The organism is Pseudomonas sp. LBUM1640 (genome assembly GCF_059716225.1).
This window is the reverse complement of record NZ_CP166816.1, coordinates 418,332-439,463: the sequence shown is the minus strand read 5'-3', so window position 1 is coordinate 439,463 and position 21,132 is coordinate 418,332. Positions and strand designations below refer to the sequence as shown.

Annotated in this window: 16 protein-coding genes and 1 pseudogene; 2 read left to right on the top strand and 15 right to left on the bottom strand. The window is 61.5% G+C overall.

Annotated elements, in window-relative coordinates:
* Positions 1–71: 71 nt before the first annotated feature.
* Both ACA065_RS01900 and ACA065_RS01895 read left to right on the top strand, forming a co-directional pair.
* Positions 72–1,070: pseudogene (locus ACA065_RS01900) on the top strand (methyl-accepting chemotaxis protein); the annotation flags it as partial.
* Between the two features lie 42 nt (positions 1,071–1,112).
* Positions 1,113–1,976 carry a methyl-accepting chemotaxis protein gene (locus tag ACA065_RS01895; protein WP_497695283.1) on the top strand — a complete coding sequence of 288 codons (864 nt, stop codon included), beginning with the start codon at positions 1,113–1,115 and terminating at the stop codon, positions 1,974–1,976.
* Between the two features lie 192 nt (positions 1,977–2,168).
* On the opposite strand, the gene ACA065_RS01890 is transcribed toward ACA065_RS01895, so the two are convergent.
* The 15 genes from ACA065_RS01890 to ACA065_RS01820 all read right to left on the bottom strand — a co-directional run bounded on the left by ACA065_RS01890 (position 2,169) and on the right by ACA065_RS01820 (position 21,015).
* Positions 2,169–2,903 (bottom strand): amino acid ABC transporter ATP-binding protein, encoded by a 735-nt coding sequence (locus ACA065_RS01890; RefSeq protein ID WP_497693081.1) that lies wholly within the window; start codon positions 2,901–2,903, stop codon positions 2,169–2,171.
* Positions 2,896–3,855, bottom strand: a complete 960-nt coding sequence (locus ACA065_RS01885; protein WP_497693080.1) for an amino acid ABC transporter permease — start codon at positions 3,853–3,855, stop codon at positions 2,896–2,898. Before ACA065_RS01885 ends, ACA065_RS01890 begins: the two co-directional genes overlap by 8 nt.
* A gap of 112 nt (positions 3,856–3,967) precedes the next feature.
* Positions 3,968–4,765 (bottom strand): transporter substrate-binding domain-containing protein, encoded by a 798-nt coding sequence (locus ACA065_RS01880; RefSeq protein WP_177017279.1) that lies wholly within the window; start codon positions 4,763–4,765, stop codon positions 3,968–3,970.
* 220 nt (positions 4,766–4,985) lie between these two features.
* Entirely contained in the window at positions 4,986–5,786 is an 801-nt protein-coding gene (locus tag ACA065_RS01875; RefSeq protein ID WP_497693079.1) for a transporter substrate-binding domain-containing protein, read from the bottom strand.
* A 187-nt stretch (positions 5,787–5,973) separates the two neighbouring features.
* A complete protein-coding gene (gene mdoH / locus ACA065_RS01870) occupies positions 5,974–8,544 on the bottom strand; it encodes a glucans biosynthesis glucosyltransferase MdoH (RefSeq protein WP_497693078.1) in 2,571 nt (856 codons plus the stop codon).
* Entirely contained in the window at positions 8,537–10,303 is a 1,767-nt protein-coding gene (locus ACA065_RS01865; RefSeq protein WP_497693077.1) for a glucan biosynthesis protein G, read from the bottom strand. The genes mdoH and ACA065_RS01865 overlap by 8 nt, the downstream gene beginning before the upstream one ends.
* 266 nt (positions 10,304–10,569) lie before the next feature.
* Positions 10,570–11,007, bottom strand: coding sequence for a D-aminoacyl-tRNA deacylase (gene dtd / locus ACA065_RS01860; protein WP_497693076.1), 438 nt, complete (start codon positions 11,005–11,007; stop codon positions 10,570–10,572).
* The gene (gene pip, locus ACA065_RS01855; RefSeq protein WP_497693075.1) at positions 11,004–11,975 is read right to left on the bottom strand and encodes a prolyl aminopeptidase; all 972 of its coding nucleotides are present in this window, start codon (positions 11,973–11,975) and stop codon (positions 11,004–11,006) included. Before pip ends, dtd begins: the two co-directional genes overlap by 4 nt.
* A gap of 104 nt (positions 11,976–12,079) precedes the next feature.
* On the bottom strand, positions 12,080–13,015 hold the full coding sequence (locus ACA065_RS01850) for an alpha/beta hydrolase (RefSeq protein ID WP_497693074.1): 936 nt from the start codon (positions 13,013–13,015) through the stop codon (positions 12,080–12,082).
* Between the two features lie 131 nt (positions 13,016–13,146).
* Positions 13,147–14,094, bottom strand: coding sequence for a choline ABC transporter substrate-binding protein (locus ACA065_RS01845; RefSeq protein ID WP_497693073.1), 948 nt, complete (start codon positions 14,092–14,094; stop codon positions 13,147–13,149).
* Between the two features lie 208 nt (positions 14,095–14,302).
* Positions 14,303–15,103 carry an N-formylglutamate deformylase gene (hutG, locus tag ACA065_RS01840; protein WP_497693072.1) on the bottom strand — a complete coding sequence of 267 codons (801 nt, stop codon included), beginning with the start codon at positions 15,101–15,103 and terminating at the stop codon, positions 14,303–14,305.
* A 29-nt stretch (positions 15,104–15,132) separates the two neighbouring features.
* A complete protein-coding gene (hutI, locus tag ACA065_RS01835; protein WP_497693071.1) occupies positions 15,133–16,338 on the bottom strand; it encodes an imidazolonepropionase in 1,206 nt (401 codons plus the stop codon).
* Positions 16,339–16,353: 15 nt separating this feature from the next.
* Positions 16,354–17,763: an amino acid permease gene (locus ACA065_RS01830; RefSeq protein ID WP_497693070.1), complete on the bottom strand. Its 1,410-nt coding sequence runs from the start codon at positions 17,761–17,763 to the stop codon at positions 16,354–16,356.
* Between the two features lie 145 nt (positions 17,764–17,908).
* Positions 17,909–19,447 carry a histidine ammonia-lyase gene (gene hutH / locus ACA065_RS01825; RefSeq protein ID WP_497693069.1) on the bottom strand — a complete coding sequence of 513 codons (1,539 nt, stop codon included), beginning with the start codon at positions 19,445–19,447 and terminating at the stop codon, positions 17,909–17,911.
* Between the two features lie 44 nt (positions 19,448–19,491).
* Positions 19,492–21,015: an HAL/PAL/TAL family ammonia-lyase gene (locus ACA065_RS01820; RefSeq protein WP_497693068.1), complete on the bottom strand. Its 1,524-nt coding sequence runs from the start codon at positions 21,013–21,015 to the stop codon at positions 19,492–19,494.
* Between the last annotated feature and the right edge of the window lie 117 nt (positions 21,016–21,132).

The following is a 21,132-nucleotide window of genomic DNA, read 5'->3' as shown; positions in this document are numbered from 1 at the left end:
CCCGCCATTCCCCCAAATCGATTTAGCGTTTGAGCTACTGCCAAGCGCTCCCCCTGATTTGGAGGTTCACCATGTTTCGGCTGACCCGCTTGCTGGTCAACGCCAGCGTCCGCCTAAAACTTGCACTGGGTTTCGGCCAAGTGCTGATCTTAAGTGTCCTGATCGCCGCGACGGGCTGGCAAGCCTTGAACGCCGTGCTTTATCGTTCCAACAGTCTCACGACCTTGGGTCAACTGGCCCTGGACGCCGAGGCCATGCGCGCCGATCGGATCGTGTACCGCACCCTGACAGACGCCGCCAGCCTGACCAAAATGACCACGCAGATTGAAAAGATCGACCAGCGCCTGGCCGACCTTGCACATCGCTTGAACGAACCGTCCGACCTGCAGAGGCTTCAGGAAGCGATGCGCTTGGTGGCGAGTTTCAAGGCCGCGCTGGCGGCCTTGCCACCCTTGATCGAGCAACGCGAGAGCACCCGCCTCACGCTCAAAAAAACCGCCCTGCAGGCCAGCGACACCCTTGCGCAATTCGCCAGCGACTTGCCCAACCAGGAAGATGAAAAGGCCCTTGATTCCATCGAAAATCTGCGCCAGGTGATGGAGCAGGCAGAGGACCGCGCCCAAAGCCCCGCCTGGGCCGCCGAGTCGCTGCAGGCCTACGCCGAGTCGCTCAGCCAGACCCTCGTCGCACTGGACGCGGCACAAGCGGCGGTGACCACGCAACCCGTGGACGCGACGCTGCTCAAGACGGACCTGGCCAACTATCGCGAACAGTTAATCAAGCTCAAGCAGGCTCAGCTCAACATCGAAACCGTGCAAAACCAATTTGAACAACAACTCGATGAATTGCGCGAGCAAAGCCATGTACTGAGCAAAGGCCAGACCGCCAAGCGTGACAGCGAAGCCGAGCAGACCCACAGGCTGCTGATCGGCGTCACCGTGGCAGCCCTGCTACTCGGTATGTTGGCCGCGTGGTGGATCACTCGGCAAATAGTCTTACCCTTGCGAACACTCCTCACCGCCGCACACCGTGTCGCTGACGGCGACCTGAGCCAGAACACGCTGGAGGACCGCCGCGATGAACTGGGTCAGTTGCAGCAAAGCATCGGGCAGATGACCCGCAGCTTGCGCAGCCTGATCAGCGGCATCGGTGACAGCGCCCGGCAGATCGCCAGTGCTGCCACCCAGCTGTCGACCGTCACCGAACAAACCCGCGCCGGGGTTAACGGCCAGCGGGACGAAACCGACCAAGTGGCCACGGCAATGAACGAAATGCTCGCCACTGCCCAGGAGGTTGCCCGACATGCCGAACAAGCGTCGGTTGCGGCCAATGAGGCCGACCGACAAGCCAGCGCCGGGGACAAGGTCGTCACACAGGCCGTCGAACAGATCGGCCACCTGGCCCATGAGATGGCGCGCTCCAGCCAGGCAATGCTTGCCTTGCAGCGCGAAAGCCAAAAGATCAGCGGCGTGCTGGACGTGATCAAGTCCGTGTCCCAGCAGACCAACCTGCTCGCCCTGAACGCCGCCATTGAGGCGGCGCGTGCCGGTACGGCGGGCCAGGGTTTTGCGGTAGTGGCCGATGAGGTCCGCAGCCTCGCCCAGCGCACGCAGGAGTCGGCCGAAGAGATCGAAGGGTTGATCCTTGGGCTGCACTCCGGCACCCAGCAGGTGGCCGATATCATGGACGGCAGCCGCGCACTGACTGACCACAGCGTCGAGCTGACCCACGATGCGGGGGATGCACTGGCCGCGATTATCCGCACCGTGTCGATCATCCAGGAAATGAACCCGCAGATTGCCGCCGCCGCCGAGCAGCAGAGCGCGGTGGCCGAGGAAATCAATCGCAGTGTATTGAAGGTGCGGGACGTGTCGGAACAAACCGCCGCCGCCAGTGAGGAAACAGCGGCGGCGAGTGTTCAGTTGACGAGGTTGAGCCTGGATTTACAGAACCTGGTCGGCAGATTCAAGCTCTGAGGCTTACAGCGCTATGTGGCGAACGAGCTTGCTCGCGCTGGGCTGCGAAGCGGCCCTGAACCTGCCAGCGTGGTTTACCTGAAAAACTGCGGTGAATTGATTGGGGGGCGCTGCGCGCCCCAGCGCGAGCAAGCTCGCTCGCCACAGCAAGCTCGCTCGCCACAGAAAGCATGCTCGCCAGAGGGGCGCGTTTTACAGGACCTGGCGCAAGAACGCCTGGGCGCGGGGGTCTTTGGGGGCGTCAAAGAAGTCGGCCGGGGCCGCGTCTTCGAGCAGTTTGCCGTGATCGAAGAACAGCACCCGATCCGCCACTTCGCGGGCAAACCCCATTTCGTGGGTGACACAGACCATGGTCATGCCTTCCAGCGCCAGGGTCTTCATCACGTCCAGCACTTCGCCGACCATTTCCGGGTCCAGCGCCGAGGTGGGCTCGTCAAACAGCATCACCTTGGGTTCCATCGCCAACGCGCGGGCGATGGCCACACGCTGTTGCTGGCCGCCGGACAGGCGAGAGGGGAACTCGTTGGCCTTCTGCGCAATGCCGACCTTCTCCAGCAAGGCCAGGGCCTTGGCTTCACGTTCTTGCTTGCCGCGTTTGCGCACGACTTTTTGCGCCAGGCACAGGTTTTCCAGTACGGTCATGTGCGGGAACAGGTTGAAGTGCTGGAACACCATGCCGACTTCGCGGCGATAGGCGTTCACGTCGGTTTTCGGGTCGGCCAGTTGCAAGCCGTCGATACTCACCGAGCCGGAATCGAATTCCTCCAGGCCGTTAAGGCAGCGCAGGAAGGTCGACTTGCCAGAACCCGACGGCCCGATTACCACCAGCACTTCGCCCCTGGCGACTTGAGTGGTGACATGGTCCACCGCGCGCACCACGTGGCCACGGGTGTCGAAGACTTTTACCAGATCGCGGACTTCAATCACTTTGCGCGAGCCTCCGCTCAAGCCGGCTGGCCATTTTCGACAGCGGCAGGTTGATCAGCAGGTACAGGCCTGCCACACAGAACAGGATTTCAAACGGCGAGAACGAGGTGGTGATCACCTCACGGCCACTTTTGAGCAGTTCGGTAATCGCAATCACTGACACCAGGGACGTGTCCTTTACCAGGCTGATAAATTGCCCGGCCAGCGGCGGCAGCACGCGTTTGAAGGCCTGCGGCAACACCACGTGGCGCATCGACTGGCTGGCACTCAAACCCAAGGAGCGCGCGGCTTCATTCTGGCCACGGGTGATGGATTGCACGCCGGCGCGGACGATTTCCGCCACATAAGCGCCAGTGAACAGCGACAACGCAGCAATACCGGCGAATTCTCGCGACAGGTTGAGCACCGTGCCGATGAAGAAGTAAAAAATGAAGATCTGCACCAACAGCGGCGTACCGCGCACCAGTTCGACGTAGATCGTCGACAGATCGCGCAAAGTCGGGTTGCTGGACAGACGGCACAAGCCCATTGCCAAACCGATCGCCAAGCCCAGGATGCCGGACACCACCGACAGCCACAGCGTGGTCCACAAGCCCCACATCAGCGGCCCGAGCGCCCAGTGCCGGGTCACGCCGACCACATCGCCTTCGGCTACATCGTCGCCACGCGACACTTGCAGGCTGTTGTCAGCCACGGTCAGCTTCTGCTCAGCGCCGGCATCGTTGCGCAGGGTGACTTCGGCTACGTCACCTTTGCGCACCAGCTCAACGACAGTGGAGATGTCGGCGGCGCGCTGAGACGTTTCGGCCTGATAGGCGAAGTACTGCGGCACGCGGTTCCAGCGCCATTCGTAGGCCATCAGCGAGGTGGCGTAGTACAACGCGCCAGCCAGGCCGACCAGCACGACCACGGTCAGCAGGTGCCAGGGCCATTGGGCTTTTTTCTGTTTCATTACTCAACATCCAAAAGGTGGGGCAAGCCCCTCTGTGGCGAGGGAGCTTGCTCCCGCTGGGCTGCGAAGCAGCCCCACTACTGGCGACCAGGAGCCGGCAGATAAACCGTGTTTATTCCATGTCCTTGAGCCACTCAGAGCTCTTGAACCACTTGTCATGGATGCGATCGTAGGTGCCGTCGTTGCGGATCTGGTGCAGGAAGTTGTTGATGTAGTTGAGGCTGTCGTAATCGCCTTTTTTCAGGCCGAACGCCAACGGCTCGAAGGTGAAGGGTTCTTCCAGGAACACCAGCTTGCCGTTACCGACCTTTTTCTCGGCAACCACGTTGTACGGAGCGTCGTAGACAAAGGCATCGGCCTTGCCGTTAACCACGTCCAGCACGCCTTCTTGCTCGTTGTCATAGCCGTGGTACTTGGCTTTGGAGATCAGCTTTTTAGCGACCATCTCACCGGTGGTGCCCAGCTTGGAGGTGAGGCGGTATTTCTCGTCATTCAGGTCTTTGTAGGACTTGATGGTGCCTTCCAGGTCTTTACGAATCAGCAGGGTCTGGCCGACTACGATGAAGGGTTCGCTGAAGTTCAGGCGCAGGTTGCGTTCCTGGGTCAGGGTCATGCCGCTGCCGATCATGTCGAACTTGCCGGTCAGGAAGGCCGGGATGATGCCGTCGTAACCGGTGGACACCAGCTCCAGCTTGACGCCCATGGACTTGGCCAGGGCCTTGAGGATGTCGACTTCGAAACCGATGATTTCACCGCGCTTGTCTGTCATTTCGAACGGCATGTAGGTCGGGTCCATGCCGACTTTCAGCGTGCCGCGCTTGACCGCATCATCGATGGCGCCGGCATGCGCCGCAGTGGCCGCGACCAGCGCGGTAACGCCGAGCATCAGCATCGAAAGATACTTTTTCATCATCAAGTCCCCTGAACGATTCTTGTAAGGTCGGCGCGCAAAAGGGCTGCACCCATTCGGGGTGCGATCCTAACCCACTCGCTGCCCGTCACAAAGGTTTCGCGGGTAATAGTTAACGGCGTATGTCGGAAAAAGCCCCACGACGGTGCAGCCAGGCGCTGAGATAGACAGGTCAGGACGAGCGAGCGCCAATGGGTTGATATGTAAGTAGTTATGACGATCAGTCGACTTCCGCCATCCAGTCGGTATCCTTGAACCACTTGTCATGCAGACGATCGTAGGTGCCATCCTGGGCCACTTGACTGAGAAAGTGGTTGATCCAATTCAGGCTGTCGTAATCACCTTTTTTCAGGCCAAACGCCAGGGGCTCGAAGGTAAACGGCTGCTCCAGCGCTAACAGTGTGTGGTTCTCCGGCCTGGTCATCGCGATCAAGTTGTAGGGCGCGTCATGGATAAAGGCATCGGCCTTGCCCTCCACCACCTGCCGCACGCCCTCCTCCGGGGTTGCGAAACTGCTCAGCTGAGCGGCCCCCAAAAAGCGTTGGGCAGCGGACTCCCCGGTAGTGCCCTCGGTAGCCGCGATCCGGTAGCCCGCCTCGTCCAGGTCTTCGATACTGGAGATCTTGCCGGCAAGCCTCGGATGCAGCAGCACGGTTTGGCCCACCACGATAAAGGAATCGCTGAAGTTGAGCTTCAGATTGCGTTCTTGAGTGACGGTCATGCCGCTGCCAATCAGATCGAACTTCTTCGCCATCAACCCCGGCACCAAATCGATATAGGGCACAGCGACCAGTTCAAGTTCGACGCCCAGGGCGCGGCTCATCGCCTGCAGCAAGTCGATCTCGAAGCCGACGATGCGCCCCTGCTTGTCGGTCATTTCGAAGGGTACGTAGACGGGCGTGGTGCCCACTTTAAGCACGCCACGTCGCACAGCATCATCAAGGGCGCCGGCGCTCGCCCAGCCTGAATAAATCAATGCGAGAGCGCCGATAAGCCACGCTGAACCATACCTTTTGATCATGAATCCCCCCTGTGACCTAGTCGATTTTGGGGGCGATGCTAACCCAGCCGCAGGCATGACAATACGCCTCGGACAAGGGTCTTTTGTTTCGAAATAACAAGGCGTCAGAGATAAGCGGAAAGGGCGTAAAGCGCTGTAGGACCAGCGCTTTGAACGCCCCCGAGGTGAGCCCTCGGGGGCGTCTGAATCAGGCCGGTTGGGCCTGCGAAGACAGCGGTTGCAGCGGCAGCAATGGCGCGTGCGGATCAGCGTTGATCGATTCACGCCAAGCACCAAGCCACTCGGCATGGCCTTCGCTCCACACCTGCTGATGCAGGCGAGCCAAGGCTACCGGGTCGCTGAGCAACGCCAGGCGCTCACCGTTGTTGAGGCCGGCAGGGCCGACTTTCAACGCATGGCGCACGCGCTCCTGGCGCAAGTGCTCAATGGGCTCCGCCTCACGGTGACGCGAAGTCGCCAGGGCACAGGCCAGGGCGTTCTGCTGCGGGTCGACCACCGAACGCACAAACCCGTCATTGAGGGCGTGCCAACGGTTTTCGTGGGTGTACTTCTCGGTCGACAGCAGGGCTTGCGGCGGATTGTATTCCTCAGGAATCAGGAACAGGCTCTCGTCGCGAGACTTGAGGCCCAACTTGACCCGGCTGGAAATCACCGACACCGGAATCGACAGCATCAGCGAACCGACGATAGGGATCAGCCACCACAGGAAGCTTGGGTTCAACCACACCACCAGCAGCGCCCACAGGAAGCCGAGCAGGGTTTGCGGGCCGTGGCGCTTGACCGCCTCGCTCCATGGCGTGGAGTCGTCGTCACGTTGCGGCGAGTTCCAGGTCGCAGCCCAGCCGAGGAACGCGGCGAGCACGAAACGGGTGTGGAAGATCATTCGCACCGGCGCCAGCAACATGGAGAACAGCATCTCCAGCAGCATCGACAAGGTCACCTTGAACTTGCCACCGAACTCTTTCGCGCCCTTGGCCCAGATCAGGATGATGCTCAGCAATTTAGGCAGGAACAGCAGCACGATGGTGGTGGAGAACAGCGCCACCGCCTTGTCCGGGTGCCATTGCGGCCACAGTGGGTACAACTGGCGCGGCGCCATGAAGTACTGCGGCTCCATCAAGGTGTTCACCGCCAGCAACGCTGTCGACAGCACCAGGAAGAAGAACCACAACGGCGCCGACAGGTAGGACATCACGCCGGTCAGGAACACCGCACGGTGCACCGGGTGCATGCCTTTAACCAGGAACAGGCGGAAGTTCATCAGGTTGCCGTGGCACCAGCGACGGTCACGCTTGAGCTCATCCAGCAGGTTCGGCGGCAGTTCTTCGTAGCTGCCCGGCAAGTCGTAGGCAATCCACACGCCCCAGCCGGCACGGCGCATCAGCGCTGCTTCAACGAAGTCGTGGGAGAGGATCGCACCGGCAAACGCGCCTTTACCCGGCAACGGCGCGAGGGCGCAGTGCTCGATAAACGGCTTCATGCGGATGATCGCGTTGTGGCCCCAGTAGTGGGATTCACCCAACTGCCAGAAGTGCAGGCCGGCAGTAAACAGCGGGCCGTACACGCGGGTGGCGAACTGCTGCATGCGCGCATACAGGGTATCCATGCCCGACGCACGTGGCGCGGTCTGGATAATCCCGGCATCCGGCGTGGCTTCCATCAAGCGCACCAGGCTGGTCAGGCATTCACCGCTCATTACGCTGTCGGCGTCGAGGACCACCATGTACTTGTAGTCACCGCCCCAACGACGGCAGAAGTCGTCAAGGTTGCCGCTCTTGCGTTTGACGCGACGGCGACGGCGGCGATAGAAGATCTTGCCGAAACCACCGGCTTCGCGGCAGACGTCGAGCCAGGCTTGCTGTTCGGCGATGCAGATATCCGCTTCGTTACTGTCGCTGAGCACGAAGAAATCGAAGCGGTCCAGGTCGCCCGTGGCGGCCACCGATTCGAAGGTAGCGCGCAGACCGGCGAAAACCCGGGGCACGTCTTCGTTGCAGATCGGCATCACCAGCGCGGTACGGGCCTCTTTCGGAATCGGCTCGTCGCCGGCACTTTTACCGGAGATCCGGTATTTATCGTGACCGGTGAGCAGTTCCAGGAAGCCCATCAACGCAGTCCAGAAACCCGCCGACACCCAGCAAAACAAGATCCCGAACATGATCAGGATGCTGGTTTGCAGGGCGTAAGGCAGTACTTGGGTAGCCGTTTGCAGCAGCGTCTGGTTGCGGATCTCGTCGAAGTCGACCAACGACCAGCCCTGGTACGGCATGATGCCTTTCATGTACCAGCCAGCGATGATGGTCTGGCCGAGCATCAGAACCAGCAGGATGTAGCGGCGGATCGAACCGACCGTACGCCAGCGTGCAGCCGGCAGTACGCGGTCGTCTTTAGGCGGCTTGGGCGGGTTGGTGCGACCGGTCATCCGGCGCCAACCGCGCACCAGAATGTTGGTACGCCAAGGCTCAGGCACCACTTTGGTCCGACGAATCGGCGGCGTGGCCTTCAGGCAAACCCGGCCACTGGCGTCGAGCGCGAGCATTTCGGCGTCTTGCAGCTCTTCGGCGGTGTTGAGGGTCAGCCGACGGCCGACCGATGCTTGGGCAGCGTCGGTCGGTGCATCGAACGTCGCGGACGACAAGCGTTCGTGCAACTCACTGAAGGACGTGCAGCCCGCCAGCTCGGCGCGCTGCTCTGCGGTCATCGGAAGGTGCGCCAGGTACTCGGACAGCGTCTCTGGCGTGGCTTGAGAATTACTCATCGGCAGGCAACTGATAGCTCCAGGTTTCGGTCAGGACGTGTTCTGTCTTGGCCGGCTCCGGATTAGAGAGTGGCGTGGCCGGGGCAGCTTCTGGCTGCTTGGCTTCCTTGTCTTTAGCTTCTTTGGCTTCTTTAGCGTCTTTCTTGGCCTGTTTCTCGTGTTGCTTGGCCAGCAGCTTGTCGGCCTTGATCACTTGGGTCGAGGCTTTTTCAGGCTCAGGCTGCGGAATGTCTTCAACCAGGGCCGCACGCATTTCGGTCGGCTTGCCTGCGTCTTTGATCTTCATACGCAGGGTCAGGCGCCAGCCTTTGGTGTGTTCGTTGTAACGCACGCTGTTTTCAACGATTTCAGCGTTGTCGCCAACACTCACCTGGCTGCGTACTGGGGCATCTGCCGGCAGGGCTTTTAGGGACGGGCCCTCGAAGTCCACCAGGTAGGCCACGCTGCCGTCCGGCTGACGGATCAGGTTGGATTGCTTCACGTCACCGGTGGAGCGCAGCGTCTGCTTGACCCAGGCGCTGTCGGCCGGGTGCAGGGCTTTTTCGTCCATGGTCCAGTGCAGGCGGTAGCTGATGTCCAGCGGCTCGCCGACTTTGGGCAACTCGGCGGGGCTCCAGAACGCAACAATGTTGTCGTTGGTTTCATCGGCGGTCGGGATCTCGACCAGGTTGACGGAACCCTTGCCCCAGTCGCCTTCAGGCTCGATCCAGGCGCTTGGGCGCTTGTCGTAGTTGTCGTCCAGGTCTTCGTAGTGGCTGAAGTCGCGACCACGTTGCAGCAGACCGAAACCGCGTGGGTTTTCGATGGTGAAGTTGCTGACCGACAGGTGTTTAGGGTTGTTCAGAGGACGCCAGATCCACTCGCCGTTGCCGGCATGGATCGACAGACCGCTGGAATCATGCAGTTCACGACGGTAGTTGAGCACCTTCGACGGCTGGTTCGCGCCGAACAGGAACATGCTGGTCAACGGGGCAACGCCCAGTTTGCTGACCTGGTCGCGCAGGAACATTTGCGATTTGACGTCGACAATGGTGTCGGTGCCAGGGCGCAAGGTCAGGCGATAAGCGCCGGTAGCGCGTGGAGAATCCAGCAGGGCGAAGATCACCAGCTGCTTTTCACCCGGTTTTGGACGCTCGACCCAGAACTCGGTGAAACGCGGGAACTCTTCACCGGACGGCAATGCAGTATCGATCGCCATGCCACGGGCAGACAGGCCATACGCCTGACCCTTGCCGACGACGCGGAAGTAGCTCGCGCCGAGCATGGTCATGATTTCGTCTTGCTTGTCGTCTTTGTTGATCGGGTAAAGCACACGAAAGCCGGCATAACCCAGTTGTTCGGTGGATTTTGGATCGTATTTCACGTCGCCGAAATCGAAACGCGTCGGGTCGTATTTGATTTCATGAACGCTGTCGGCGGTCACTTCGTTGATTTTCACCGGCGTGTCGAAGTGCATGCCCTGGTGATAGAAGGACAGCTTGAAGGGAGTGTTCTGATCGGCCCACTCGGCTTTTTCGTTGCGGAAACGAATCTTCTGATAGTCGGCGAATTTCATTTCGCGAAATTCGTTCGGCAGATTGCTGCGCGGAGCTTCGTATTTCTGCCCGGCCAGCTCTTTTGCCTTGGCCGACACATCATCCAGACTGAATGCCCACAGTTGACCCGCGCCGAACAGGCAAAACAGGGCGGAGCCCGTTACCAGTGCGTTTCGTAACCGTTTGGCAGACAATTTTGGTGCATTACAGGGACTAACAATCACGAGCAACCCTCGCCGAAAACAGATCAAAAAACCAACGGCCAGCTATCTATATGCCAGGTTGGCGAGCATTGTTCCGACTGCATTGGATCGGAATGATTCCCCAATCGCTGCCGGACAAGTCTCTACCTAAGTCAAAAATGGACCAAACAACGCTGATCCCCGTAGCGCGCGATTATCTAGTAGCCCGCGAAACAACGCATCAGGGATAACGAAGTATTTGTAGCGAAACCCTGCGTTTTTAGGCATTAAAGTCGTTTTTAATACATTCAAGTCTGTAAGAGGAACGTCACAGGGCCATCATTGACCAAATGCACCTGCATATCCGCGCCAAAACGCCCTGACGCCACCTTGCCATGCAATTGTTGCGCTTGTAACAACAAGTGATCAAAAAGCGCCGCTCCCAGCGCCGGTGGGGCCGCCGTGGAGAAGCTCGGCCGCAGCCCGCTTTTGGTATCCGCCGCCAGGGTGAACTGCGACACCAGCAGTAAACCGCCGTCGATGTCCTTTAAAGACAAGTTCATCTTGCCTTCATCGTCGCTGAACACCCGATAGTTAAGCAGCTTGTGCAGCAGTTTATCGGCGCTCTCGGGCGTATCTGAAGGTTCGACGGCCACCAGCACCAACAAACCCTGGTCAATCGAACCTACGACGTCGCCCGCCACCTCGACCCGGGCGCCACGCACCCGTTGCAACAGGCCCTTCATGCTTCTTCTGGCGGCAGATCAAGCAGGCGCCGTGCCATTTCGCCGGTCGCACGCACCAACGCATCGGTAATGCCGGGCTCGGACGCCGCATGGCCCGCCTCGCGAATCACCTGCAGTTCACTGTTGGGCCAGGCTTGGTGCAGCTCCCAGGCGTTATCCAATGGGCAGATCATATCGTAGCGGCCGTGAATGATTACGCCAGGCAGATGGGCGATCTTGTGCATGTCGCGAATCAGCTGGTTGGGCTCCATGAAAGAGTTGTTGGTGAAGTAGTGGCACTCGATACGCGCGATGGACAGCGCGCGCTGCGGCTCAGAAAAGCGCTCGACATGCTGCGGGCTCGGGCACAGGCCCAGCATGCGACCTTCCCAGCCGGACCAGGCTTTGGCCGCGTGCATCTGGGCGATCTGGTCGTTGCCGGTCAGGCGCTTGTGGTAAGCGGCAACCATGTCGTGGCGCTCATCGGCCGGGATTGGCGCGAGGTAGTCCTGCCAGTAATCCGGGAACATGCGGCTCGCGCCTTCCTGGTAGAACCAGTGAATGTCCTGTGGCCGGGCCAGGAAAATGCCGCGCAGGATCAAGCCATGCACGCGCTCGGGGTGGGATTGCGCGTAGGCCAGGGACAGCGTCGAGCCCCAGGAACCGCCGAACAGCACCCATTTGTCGATGCCCAGGTGTTCGCGGATGCGTTCAAGGTCGGCGACCAGATCCCAGGTGGTGTTGTTTTCCAGGCTCGCGCGAGGCGTGGAGCGCCCGCAGCCACGCTGGTCGAACGTGACGATGCGGTACAGGTTCGGATCAAAGTAGCAGCGGCTCTGGGCGTCGCATCCGGAGCCAGGGCCGCCATGGATAAAGACGACGGGCAAGCCTTCGGGGGAGCCACTTTCATCGACGTACAGTGTATGGGTGTCATCGACTGCCAGATCGTGCCGGGCGTAGGGTTTGATCTGCGGGTACCAAGTCTGCATTGCGCGCTCCGTAGGGTGTCGGGTTCATCCCTGAGGGGACGTCTATTATTTTTGCCGTCTGGCATCATAAACCCGAATTGTGCAATGAGCATGTCCTTGAGCACTTAGACCTGTGTCAGCCGTTCGCTCCTCAGGTAAGACAACACGTAGGCGTACAGCTGGTCCACCTCCAATGCCTGGCCGCGCGCGCGCAAACAGCCGTGGACCAAGCCTTTGCCGGGATACAGCAGAGCAGGCACGCCCGCCTGTTGCAGGCGTTCGGCGTAGAGCATGCCGTCATCGCGCAACGGGTCGAACTGGGCCACGGCGATCAGCGCCTCGGGCAAGCCGCTGAAATCGTCCGCCAGCAGCGGCATGGCGTAGGCCGATGGCTTGCCCGCCCCCCGCAGGTAGAGCGCCAGGTAGCAGTCGGTGTCGGCAGTACTGAGCAGGGGCGCATCCATACAGTCGCGACGGGAGGGCAAATCGGCAGCGCCGCCCAGGCCGGGATAAATCAGCACTTGGGCCTGGGGCAATGGCTGGCCGTCGTCGCGCAGGCCGAGGCACAACGCCGCCGCCAAGTTGCCACCCGCGCTGTCGCCCATTACCACCCGGCGCTGCAGGTTGATGGCGTGCGGCCCCTGCCCCGCCTGAATCGCCTCCCACACTGCGCGGCAATCTTCGTACGCCGCCGGGAACGGATGCTCCGGCGCCAAGCGGTAGTCGATGGCGATCACCAGCACCTGCAGCGCGCTGGCCAATTCGAAGCAGATGAAGTCATGGGAATCCAGCCCGCCGACCGCCCAACCACCGCCGTGCATATAAAGGAGGCACGGCCAGCCTTCGGTCGGCGTGGGAGCCGTGGGTAGATAACTGCGCACGCCGACTCCTGCGAGGGAAAAGTCTGACACTTGCAGCCCTTCAGGCGTCAGCGGGGTGAACGCCCGGCACATGCGGTCATAGTTCTGGCGCAACCCTGGCAGTGACGAGTCTGCGCTGGTGAAGGATTCGGTCTTGTCGACGAAGGCCGCAAGCTGCGGAGAAATGGGGTACATGCGCAAATATCCCTATCAATGGAAATCAAATGTGGGAGCTGGCTTGCCTGCGATAGCGGTGTATCAGCTGCCTATTCACTGCCTGATGCACCGTCATCGCGGGCAAGCCCGGCTCCCACATTCGCCCGGCAGTGTTCTCAGGGTTTCAGGCTGGCCTGCACCGCCGCGACGCCATCGCCGCCATCAAACGCCGTAACCCCCGCCAGCCAGCGCTGCAAATCCTCGGGGTGGTCGCGCAGCCATTGCTTGGCGACGTCCTGCGGCGACTGGCGCTCCATGATCGGCACCATCAGCTGGCTTTCCTGGGCGGCGGTGAAGGTCAGGTTTGTCAGCAGGCGGTTGGCGTTGGGGCAGCGCTCGGCGAAGTCCGGTGCGGTGACGGTGGAAACCGTGGCGCGGCCTTCGTCGGCGCCGAAGACATCTTCACTGCCGGTGAGGTAGGTCATTTTCATGTTGATGTTCATCGGGTGTGGGGTCCAGCCGACAAACACCACAAATTCTTTGCGATTCACGGCGCGTTGCACGGCCGCGAGCATGCCCGCTTCACCGGAGGCGACCAGCTTGAAGCCGCCCAGACCGAAGTGGTTGGTGTCGATCATTTTCTGGATATCGGTATTGGCGCCACTGCCGGGCTCGATGCCGTAGATCTTGCCGCCCAGTTTGTCCTTGAAGCGGGCAATGTCAGCAAATGTTTTCAACCCGGCGTCGGCTACGTATTGCGGCACGGCCAGGGTGGCTTGGGCGTCAGACAGGCTTGGGGTGTCGAAGACCTTGACCTGCTTGGCGGCCAGGAACGGCGCGATGTTGTTGTCCATCGCCGGTTTCCAGTAGCCGAGGAAGATATCCAGACGCTTGTCGCGTATGCCGGCAAAGATGATCTGCTGCACGGCGCTGGTCTGTTTGCTGTCATAGCCCAGGCCGTTGAGCAGCACGTCGGCCATGCCGGAGGTGGCGACCACGTCGGTCCAACTGACCACGCCCATGCGCACGGCTTTGCAGGAGGCCGGTTCAGCGGCCATGGCGTGCGCACTGAGCAGCGCGGCGCCGGTGAGGGTCAACAGGTAGCGGTTGAACAGTCTTTTCATGAAAGAGGTCTCACTCGGCAGCTTTATTGTGGGGAGTGGCGTCTGACGCGCCCTACCCACAACCTTACCCAGCGGGACGGTGATTAAAACGACCTACGGCGACCGCCAATTGCACTGGGGCGACTGTGAGGGCCTCATCGCAGGCAAGCCAGCTCCCACCTTGAAATGCATTCCAACTGTGGGAGCTGGCTTGCCTGCGATAGCGATATCAGCCGTAACGCTTTCGTCCCCAGCTCAACAACCCTTCCAGCAACTGCTTCAACACCACCTGCGTCGGCTCGGCCAAATCCGGCCGGTAACGAAACGGCTCAAACTCTTCCATATACGCGCTCTGACACAACTCCAGCTGCACGGCGTGGATATCCTGCGCCGGGTCGCCGTAGTGGCGGGTGATATGCCCGCCCTTGAAGCGCCCGTTGAGCACATGGGTGTACTGCGGATGCGCGGCACAAATGGCTTCCAGCTGGCTTGCCAGCTCAGGGTCACAGGCCGCGCCATTGAAGGTGCCGAGGTTGAAATCCGGCAGCTTGCCGTCGAACAGGTGCGGGATCACCGAGCGAATCGAGTGCGCATCGAACAGCAGCGCGTAGCCGAACTCGGCCTTGAGCCGCGCCAGTTCCTCTTGCAGGGCGCGGTGGTACGGGCCCCAGATCTTTTGCAGGTAGGTGGCGCGCTCCTCTGGTGACGGCTCCAAGCCTTCGCGGAACAGCGGCACGCCGTCGAATAATGTCGCCGGGTACAGGCCGGTGGTCGCGCCGACGTACAGCGGTTTGTCGTCCGATGGTCGGTTCAAGTCGATCACAAACCGCGAATACTCGGCCGACAAGGTGCTGGCGCCCAGTTCCTCGGCAAAGTCATACAGCGCTGGGATGTGCCAGTCGGTGTCCGGCAGACTTTGCGCCTCTGGGATCAAGCCGGCTTCGACCGCAGGCGTCAGGCGCAAACCGGCGTGAGGCATGCTGATCAGCAGGGGGACACGACCTTGTTTGAAGTTCAGAACCTTATCCACAGTAGTACTCCTCGTTCACAAAGGCAGCCTCAAACGGTGACATCGACGCCGTGGCGCACGACGCGTTTATCCAACTCGCCGCCCAGCCAGTAGGCCAGGTCAGCCGGGCGATCAATCTGCCAGGCGACGAAATCCGCGACCTTGCCCACTTCCAGGGAGCCATGGGTATCGCCCATGCCCAGCGCGGTGGCCGCGTGTTGCGTGGCGCCGGCCAAGGCTTCTTCGGGGGTCATGCGGAACAAGGTGCACGCCATGTTCAGCATCAGACGCACCGACAACGCCGGTGAAGTGCCGGGGTTGAGGTCGCTGGCAATGGCGATTTTCACGCCGTGCTTGCGCAGGGCGTCCATCGGCGGCAGCTGGGTTTCACGCAGGAAGTAGAACGCGCCCGGCAACAACACGGCGACGGTGCCCGCGGCAGCCATGGCGATGGCGTCTTCTTCGGTCATGAATTCCAGGTGGTCTGCCGACAGCGCGTGGTAACGCGCGGCCAGGCTGGAACCGTGCAACGACGAGAGTTGCTCGGCGTGCAGCTTTACCGGCAAACCCAGCTGCTGCGCGACTTTAAAGACCCGCTCGACCTGCTCCGGGGAAAACGCCAGGTACTCGCAAAACGCATCCACCGCGTCCACCAGCCCTTCTGCGGCCAGGGCCGGCAGCATCTCGGTGCAGATGTGATCGATGTAAGCGTCGGCGCGGTCCTTGTACTCCGGCGGCAACGCATGGGCCGCCAGGCACGTGGCGCGCACGCTGACCGGCAGCGCTTCGCCGAGGCGACGGATGACCCGCAGCAATTTGCGCTCGCTGGCCAGGTCCAGGCCGTAGCCGGATTTGATCTCCACCGTGGTCACGCCGTCGCGCAGCAAACTGCGCAAGCGCTTGTGGGCGCTGGCAAACAGTTCATCTTCAGTAGCGGCGCGGGTGGCGCGCACGGTGCTGGCAATACCGCCACCCTTGGCGGCGATTTCGGCGTAGCTCACGCCTTCAAGGCGCTGCTCGAATTCGCCGCTGCGATTGCCACCGAACACCGTGTGGGTGTGGCAGTCGATCAGCCCGGGGGTAACCCACGCGCCTTGCAGGTCATGCACCTGGGCGTAGTCCGCCGGTGGCACTTGGCTGCGGGGGCCGACCCACTCGATGAGCGAACCGGCGGTGACCATGGCGGCATCCTCGATGATCGAGTATTTGCCGCCGGCCATGGTTGCGACGTGGCAGTGTTGCCAAAGCGTTTTCATCAACGCCTCCCTAAGTTAACGATGAGACAAAGCCGGGTCGTAATGGACCTTGGCCGCTTGCCCGGCAGCGGGTTTGACCCACAGCAGATAGGCGACGACCAGCAGCACGATCCACACGGCGCCGACCAGCAACGCGGCCTGGGTGTCCGGGAAGTAACCGAGCACGCCAAACACGAACAGCATGAACACAATGGCCGCTGCCGGCGCATACGGCCAGAACGGCACCGGGAATTTCAGCTCGGCGACCTGCTCTTTGGTCATCGAGCGGCGCATGGCGACCTGGGTGAACAAGATCATCAGCCATACCCAAACCGTGGCGAAGGTGGCAATCGAGGCGATCAGCAGGAACACGTTTTCCGGGATCAGGTAGTTGAGCACCACGCCGCCAAGCAGCGCCGCGCCCATTACCACCACGGTCATCCACGGCACGCCTTGTTTGGACAGCTGCGCAAAGCCCTTGGGCGCCTGCCCTTGCTGGGCCAGGCCGTACATCATGCGGCCGGCGCCGAAGATGTCGCTGTTGATGGCCGACACGGCCGCCGAAATCACCACGATATTGAGGATGGTCGCCGCCGAGCCAATGCCCAAGTTGCTGAAGATCTGCACGAACGGGCTGCCTTGGCTGCCGATCTGCGGCCACGGGTAAATAGCCATCAGCACAAACAGGGTCAGCACGTAGAACAACAGGATACGCAGCGGCACCGCGTTGATCGCCTTGGGGATCACGCGCTGCGGGTCTTTGGCCTCACCGGCGGTGATGCCGATGATTTCGATGCCGCCGAAGGCAAACATCACCACCGCGAACGAGGCGATCAGGCCGCCGATGCCGTTAGGCATGAAGCCGCCGTGGGCCCACAGGTTGCTGATGCCGCTGGCCTGGGTGTCACCGGCCGAATGGATACCGAACAGCATGATGCCGAAGCCGCCGAGGATCATCGCGACAATGGCGCCGACCTTGAGCAGCGACAGCCAGAACTCCATCTCGCCAAACACTTTGACGTTGCACAGGTTCAGGCCACCGATCAAAAACACGATGCCGAGCACCCACACCCAGCGCGCGACCTCGGGAAACCAGAAGCCCATGTAGATGCCGAAAGCGGTGACGTCGGCGAGACAGACGATGATCATTTCAAACGCGTAGGTCCAGCCGAGGACAAACCCGGCCATAGGGCCCAGGTAGGTGCTGGCGTACTGGCCGAAGGAGCCGGAAACCGGGTTGTGCACGGCCATTTCGCCGAGGGCGCGCATCACCATGAACACCGCGGCGCCGCCGATCAGGTAAGCCAGCAGCACGGCGGGGCCGGCCATCTGGATAGCCGAAGCGGAGCCATAGAACAGCCCGGTGCCGATCGCGGAACCGAGTGCCATGAAGCGAATATGTCGGGCGCTGAGCCCGCGTTTCAAACCTTTTTCTTGCTGGTGCATTTCTCGTCCCTATTATTCTTATGAGGAGAAGATCGTTCCCACGCTCCGCGTGGGAACACATCCTGTGACGCTCCGCGTCACGACTCTGAAAGCGGACGCGGAGCGTCCAGGGCAGCATTCCCACGCAGAGCGTGGGAACGATCGGTTACAAGCTCGGCAGGAGCTTGGCCGGCACCAGCTCATTCAGGCAGCGGCTGGCGAGCAGTTCGCTGGCGGCATTGATGTCCGGGGCGAAGAAACGGTCCTTGTCGTAGAAGCCCACCTTGGCGCGCAGGATGCCACGGGCTTTTTCCAGTTTCGGCGAGGATTTCAGGCCGTCACGTAGGTCGAGGCCCTGGCACGCAGCCAGCCACTCAACAGCCAAAATGCCACGGGTGTTCTCAGCCATTTCCCACAAACGCTTGCCAGCAGCCGGCGCCATCGACACGTGGTCTTCCTGGTTGGCGGAAGTCGGCAAACTGTCGACGCTGTGCGGATGCGACAGTGCCTTGTTCTCGCTGGCGAGTGCCGCGGCGGTCACCTGGGCGATCATGAAGCCGGAGTTGACCCCGCCATTGCCCACCAGGAACGGCGGCAGTTGCGACATGTGCTTGTCCATCATCAGCGAGATACGGCGCTCACTCAGCGAGCCGATTTCGGCGATGGCCAGTGCCATGTTGTCAGCGGCCATGGCCACGGGTTCGGCATGGAAGTTACCACCGGAGATCACGTCGCCTTCGGCTGCGAACACCAGCGGGTTATCCGACACGGCGTTGGCTTCCACCACCAGCACTTCGGCGGCCTGGCGGAACTGGGTCAGGCAGGCGCCCATGACTTGTGGCTGGCAACGCAAGGAGTACGGGTCTTGCACCTTGTCGCAGTTCTGGTGCGACTGCGAGACCTGGCTGCTTTCGCCGAGCAGGTCGCGATAGGCCGCAGCCGAATCGATCTGCCCACGCTGGCCACGTGCGGCGTGAATACGCGCGTCGAACGGCGAGCGCGAACCGAGCACGGCCTCTACAGTCAGGCCGCCGCAAGCGATTGCCGCCGCGAACAAGTCTTCGCCTTCGAACAAGCCGCGCAGGGCATAAGCCGTGGACACCTGGGTGCCATTGAGCAGCGCCAGGCCTTCTTTGGCGGCGAGGGTCAGCGGCGTCAGGCCAGCGACTTTCAGCGCTTCGGTGGCTTCCAGCCATTCGCCTTTATAGCGCGCCTTGCCTTCGCCCAGCAGCACCAGCGACATGTGCGCCAAGGGCGCCAGGTCACCCGATGCGCCGACCGAACCTTTAAGCGGAATATGCGGGTACACCTCGGCGTTGATCAGCGCGATCAGCGCGTCGATTACCTGGCGGCGAATCCCGGAGAACCCACGGCTCAGGCTGTTGACCTTGAGCACCATGACCAGCCGCACCAGCGCGTCGCTGATCGGCTCACCGACGCCGGCGGCGTGGGACAGCACCAGGGAACGCTGGAGGTTTTCCAGGTCTTCACTGGCGATGCGGGTCGAGGCCAGCAGGCCGAAACCGGTGTTGATGCCATAGGCGGTGCGGTTCTCGGCGAGAATCTGCTCCACGCAGGCAACACTGGCTTCGATCTGCGCCGTGGCGCTGTCATCCAGGCTGAGGGTTACCGGCTGCTGGTAGATGGCCCGCAGTTGGGCAAGGCTCAGTTGGCCTGGAATCAGATTTAGCGCAGTCACATTCATGCTCCTTTGAATTGTTCTTTTGAATACTTCTGTTGAATAAGTGCTCAGTGCAAATTGGGTAATACCTGGTGCAGCAAAGCAGTGTCTTTGAGCAGCGCGGCAGCGCTCGCGATGTCCGGCGCCAGCCAGCGGTCTTGCTCGTAAGCCGGGACCTTTTCACGCAGCAAACGCCAGGCGCTGTCGGTGCCCGCGCCGAAACGCTGATCCTTGAGAAACTCGAAAGCCTGGGCCGCCAACAAGTACTCGATGGCGAGAATCTGGGTAACGTTGGCCAACAGCTGGTGCAACTTGAGCGCGGCGTTGGTGCCCATGCTCAGGTGATCTTCCTGCAGGCCCGAAGTGACGAAGTTGTCGAGCACCGCCGGTTGCGCCAGCTGACGGTTTTGCCCGCACAGCGAGGCGGCGACGTACTGCACGATCATCATCCCGGAGTTGACGCCGGGGTTGCTGACCAGGAACGCCGGCAAGCCGCTGACATGCGGGTTGATCAGGCGGTCCAGGCGGCGCTCGGCCACCGAGCCGATTTCGGCCATGGCAATCGCAAGCATGTCCGCCGCCAATGCCACGGACTGCCCATGCGGGTTGGCCTGGGACACCACGCGGTAGTTGTCCGGGGTGCCGAGCACCAGCGGGTTGTCGGTGGCGCTGTTGAGTTCGGTCTCGATCTGGCGGGTGGCGTGTTCAACTTGATCGCGCGCCGCGCCGTGGATCTGGGGGATCGAGCGGATGCTCAACGCGTCCTGGGTGCGAATGCCTTTGCTGCTGGCGATCACTTCACTGCCATCGAGCAAGGCGCGCAGGTTGCTGCCGACTTGCTGCATGCCCGGGTGCGGCTTGAGGGCGATGATGGCTTCGTCGAACGCGTCGATCTGGCCGCGCTGGGCTTCGAAACTCATGGCGCCGATCACGTCGGCCCATTGCAACAAGTGATGGGCATCGGCCAGGGCCAGGCAGCTCAGGCCGGTCATGCACGGCGTGCCGTTGACCAGGCACAGGCCGTCTTTGGCGCCGAGCACCACTGGTTGCAAACCTTCTGCCTGTAATGCTTCTTGCGCCGTCACGACCTGGCCGCGATAACTCACCGTGCCGACGCCCAGCAACGCCACACCAACATGGGCCATGTGGGTCAGGTAACCCACCGAACCCTGGGATGGCACTTGCGGCGTGATGCCGTGGTTAAGCAGCGCCAGCAGCGAATGCACCACCTGCGGGTGCAGGCCGGACTTGCCGTGGCTGTAGTTGATGACGGCCGCGCAGATGATCGCGCGGGTCTGCTCGTCGCTGAGTACCGGGCCGACGCCACACGCGTGGCTTAGCAGGGTATTGCGCGACAGCTGGCTGAGTTGCTCGCCCTTGAGCGACACATTGCACAGCGCGCCCAGGCCGGTGTTCACACCGTAGGCGCGTTCACCGCTGGTGACGATGCGCTGCACGATGGCCTGGGCATTGTCGATCCGCGCCCAGGCCTGGCCCGAGAGTTCGAGTTGCGCACCAAAGCGGGCGACGGCGACCACGTCCTGCCAACGCATGGGGGCGTCGGCGATGATGATTTTTGCTGCCTGGGACATCTCTAGCCTCTTAATTTGATCATTCCCACGCTCTGCGTGGGAATGCCGCCTGGGACGCTCCGCGTCCCGCTGTCAGAAAGTGACGCGGAGCGTCACGGGATGCATGCCCACGCGGAG

Coding starts and splice junctions, on each gene's coding strand:
- hutI (WP_497693071.1), bottom strand. CDS start 16,338: ATGAAAACGCTTTGGCAACACTGCCACGTCGCAACCATGGCCGGCGGC.
- ACA065_RS01875 (WP_497693079.1), bottom strand. CDS start 5,786: ATGATCAAAAGGTATGGTTCAGCGTGGCTTATCGGCGCTCTCGCATTG.
- pip (WP_497693075.1), bottom strand. CDS start 11,975: ATGCAGACTTGGTACCCGCAGATCAAACCCTACGCCCGGCACGATCTG.
- ACA065_RS01880 (WP_177017279.1), bottom strand. CDS start 4,765: ATGAAAAAGTATCTTTCGATGCTGATGCTCGGCGTTACCGCGCTGGTC.
- mdoH (WP_497693078.1), bottom strand. CDS start 8,544: ATGAGTAATTCTCAAGCCACGCCAGAGACGCTGTCCGAGTACCTGGCG.
- ACA065_RS01845 (WP_497693073.1), bottom strand. CDS start 14,094: ATGAAAAGACTGTTCAACCGCTACCTGTTGACCCTCACCGGCGCCGCG.
- ACA065_RS01830 (WP_497693070.1), bottom strand. CDS start 17,763: ATGCACCAGCAAGAAAAAGGTTTGAAACGCGGGCTCAGCGCCCGACAT.
- ACA065_RS01820 (WP_497693068.1), bottom strand. CDS start 21,015: ATGTCCCAGGCAGCAAAAATCATCATCGCCGACGCCCCCATGCGTTGG.
- ACA065_RS01885 (WP_497693080.1), bottom strand. CDS start 3,855: ATGAAACAGAAAAAAGCCCAATGGCCCTGGCACCTGCTGACCGTGGTC.
- hutH (WP_497693069.1), bottom strand. CDS start 19,447: ATGAATGTGACTGCGCTAAATCTGATTCCAGGCCAACTGAGCCTTGCC.
- ACA065_RS01895 (WP_497695283.1), top strand. CDS start 1,113: ATGACCCGCAGCTTGCGCAGCCTGATCAGCGGCATCGGTGACAGCGCC.
- dtd (WP_497693076.1), bottom strand. CDS start 11,007: ATGAAGGGCCTGTTGCAACGGGTGCGTGGCGCCCGGGTCGAGGTGGCG.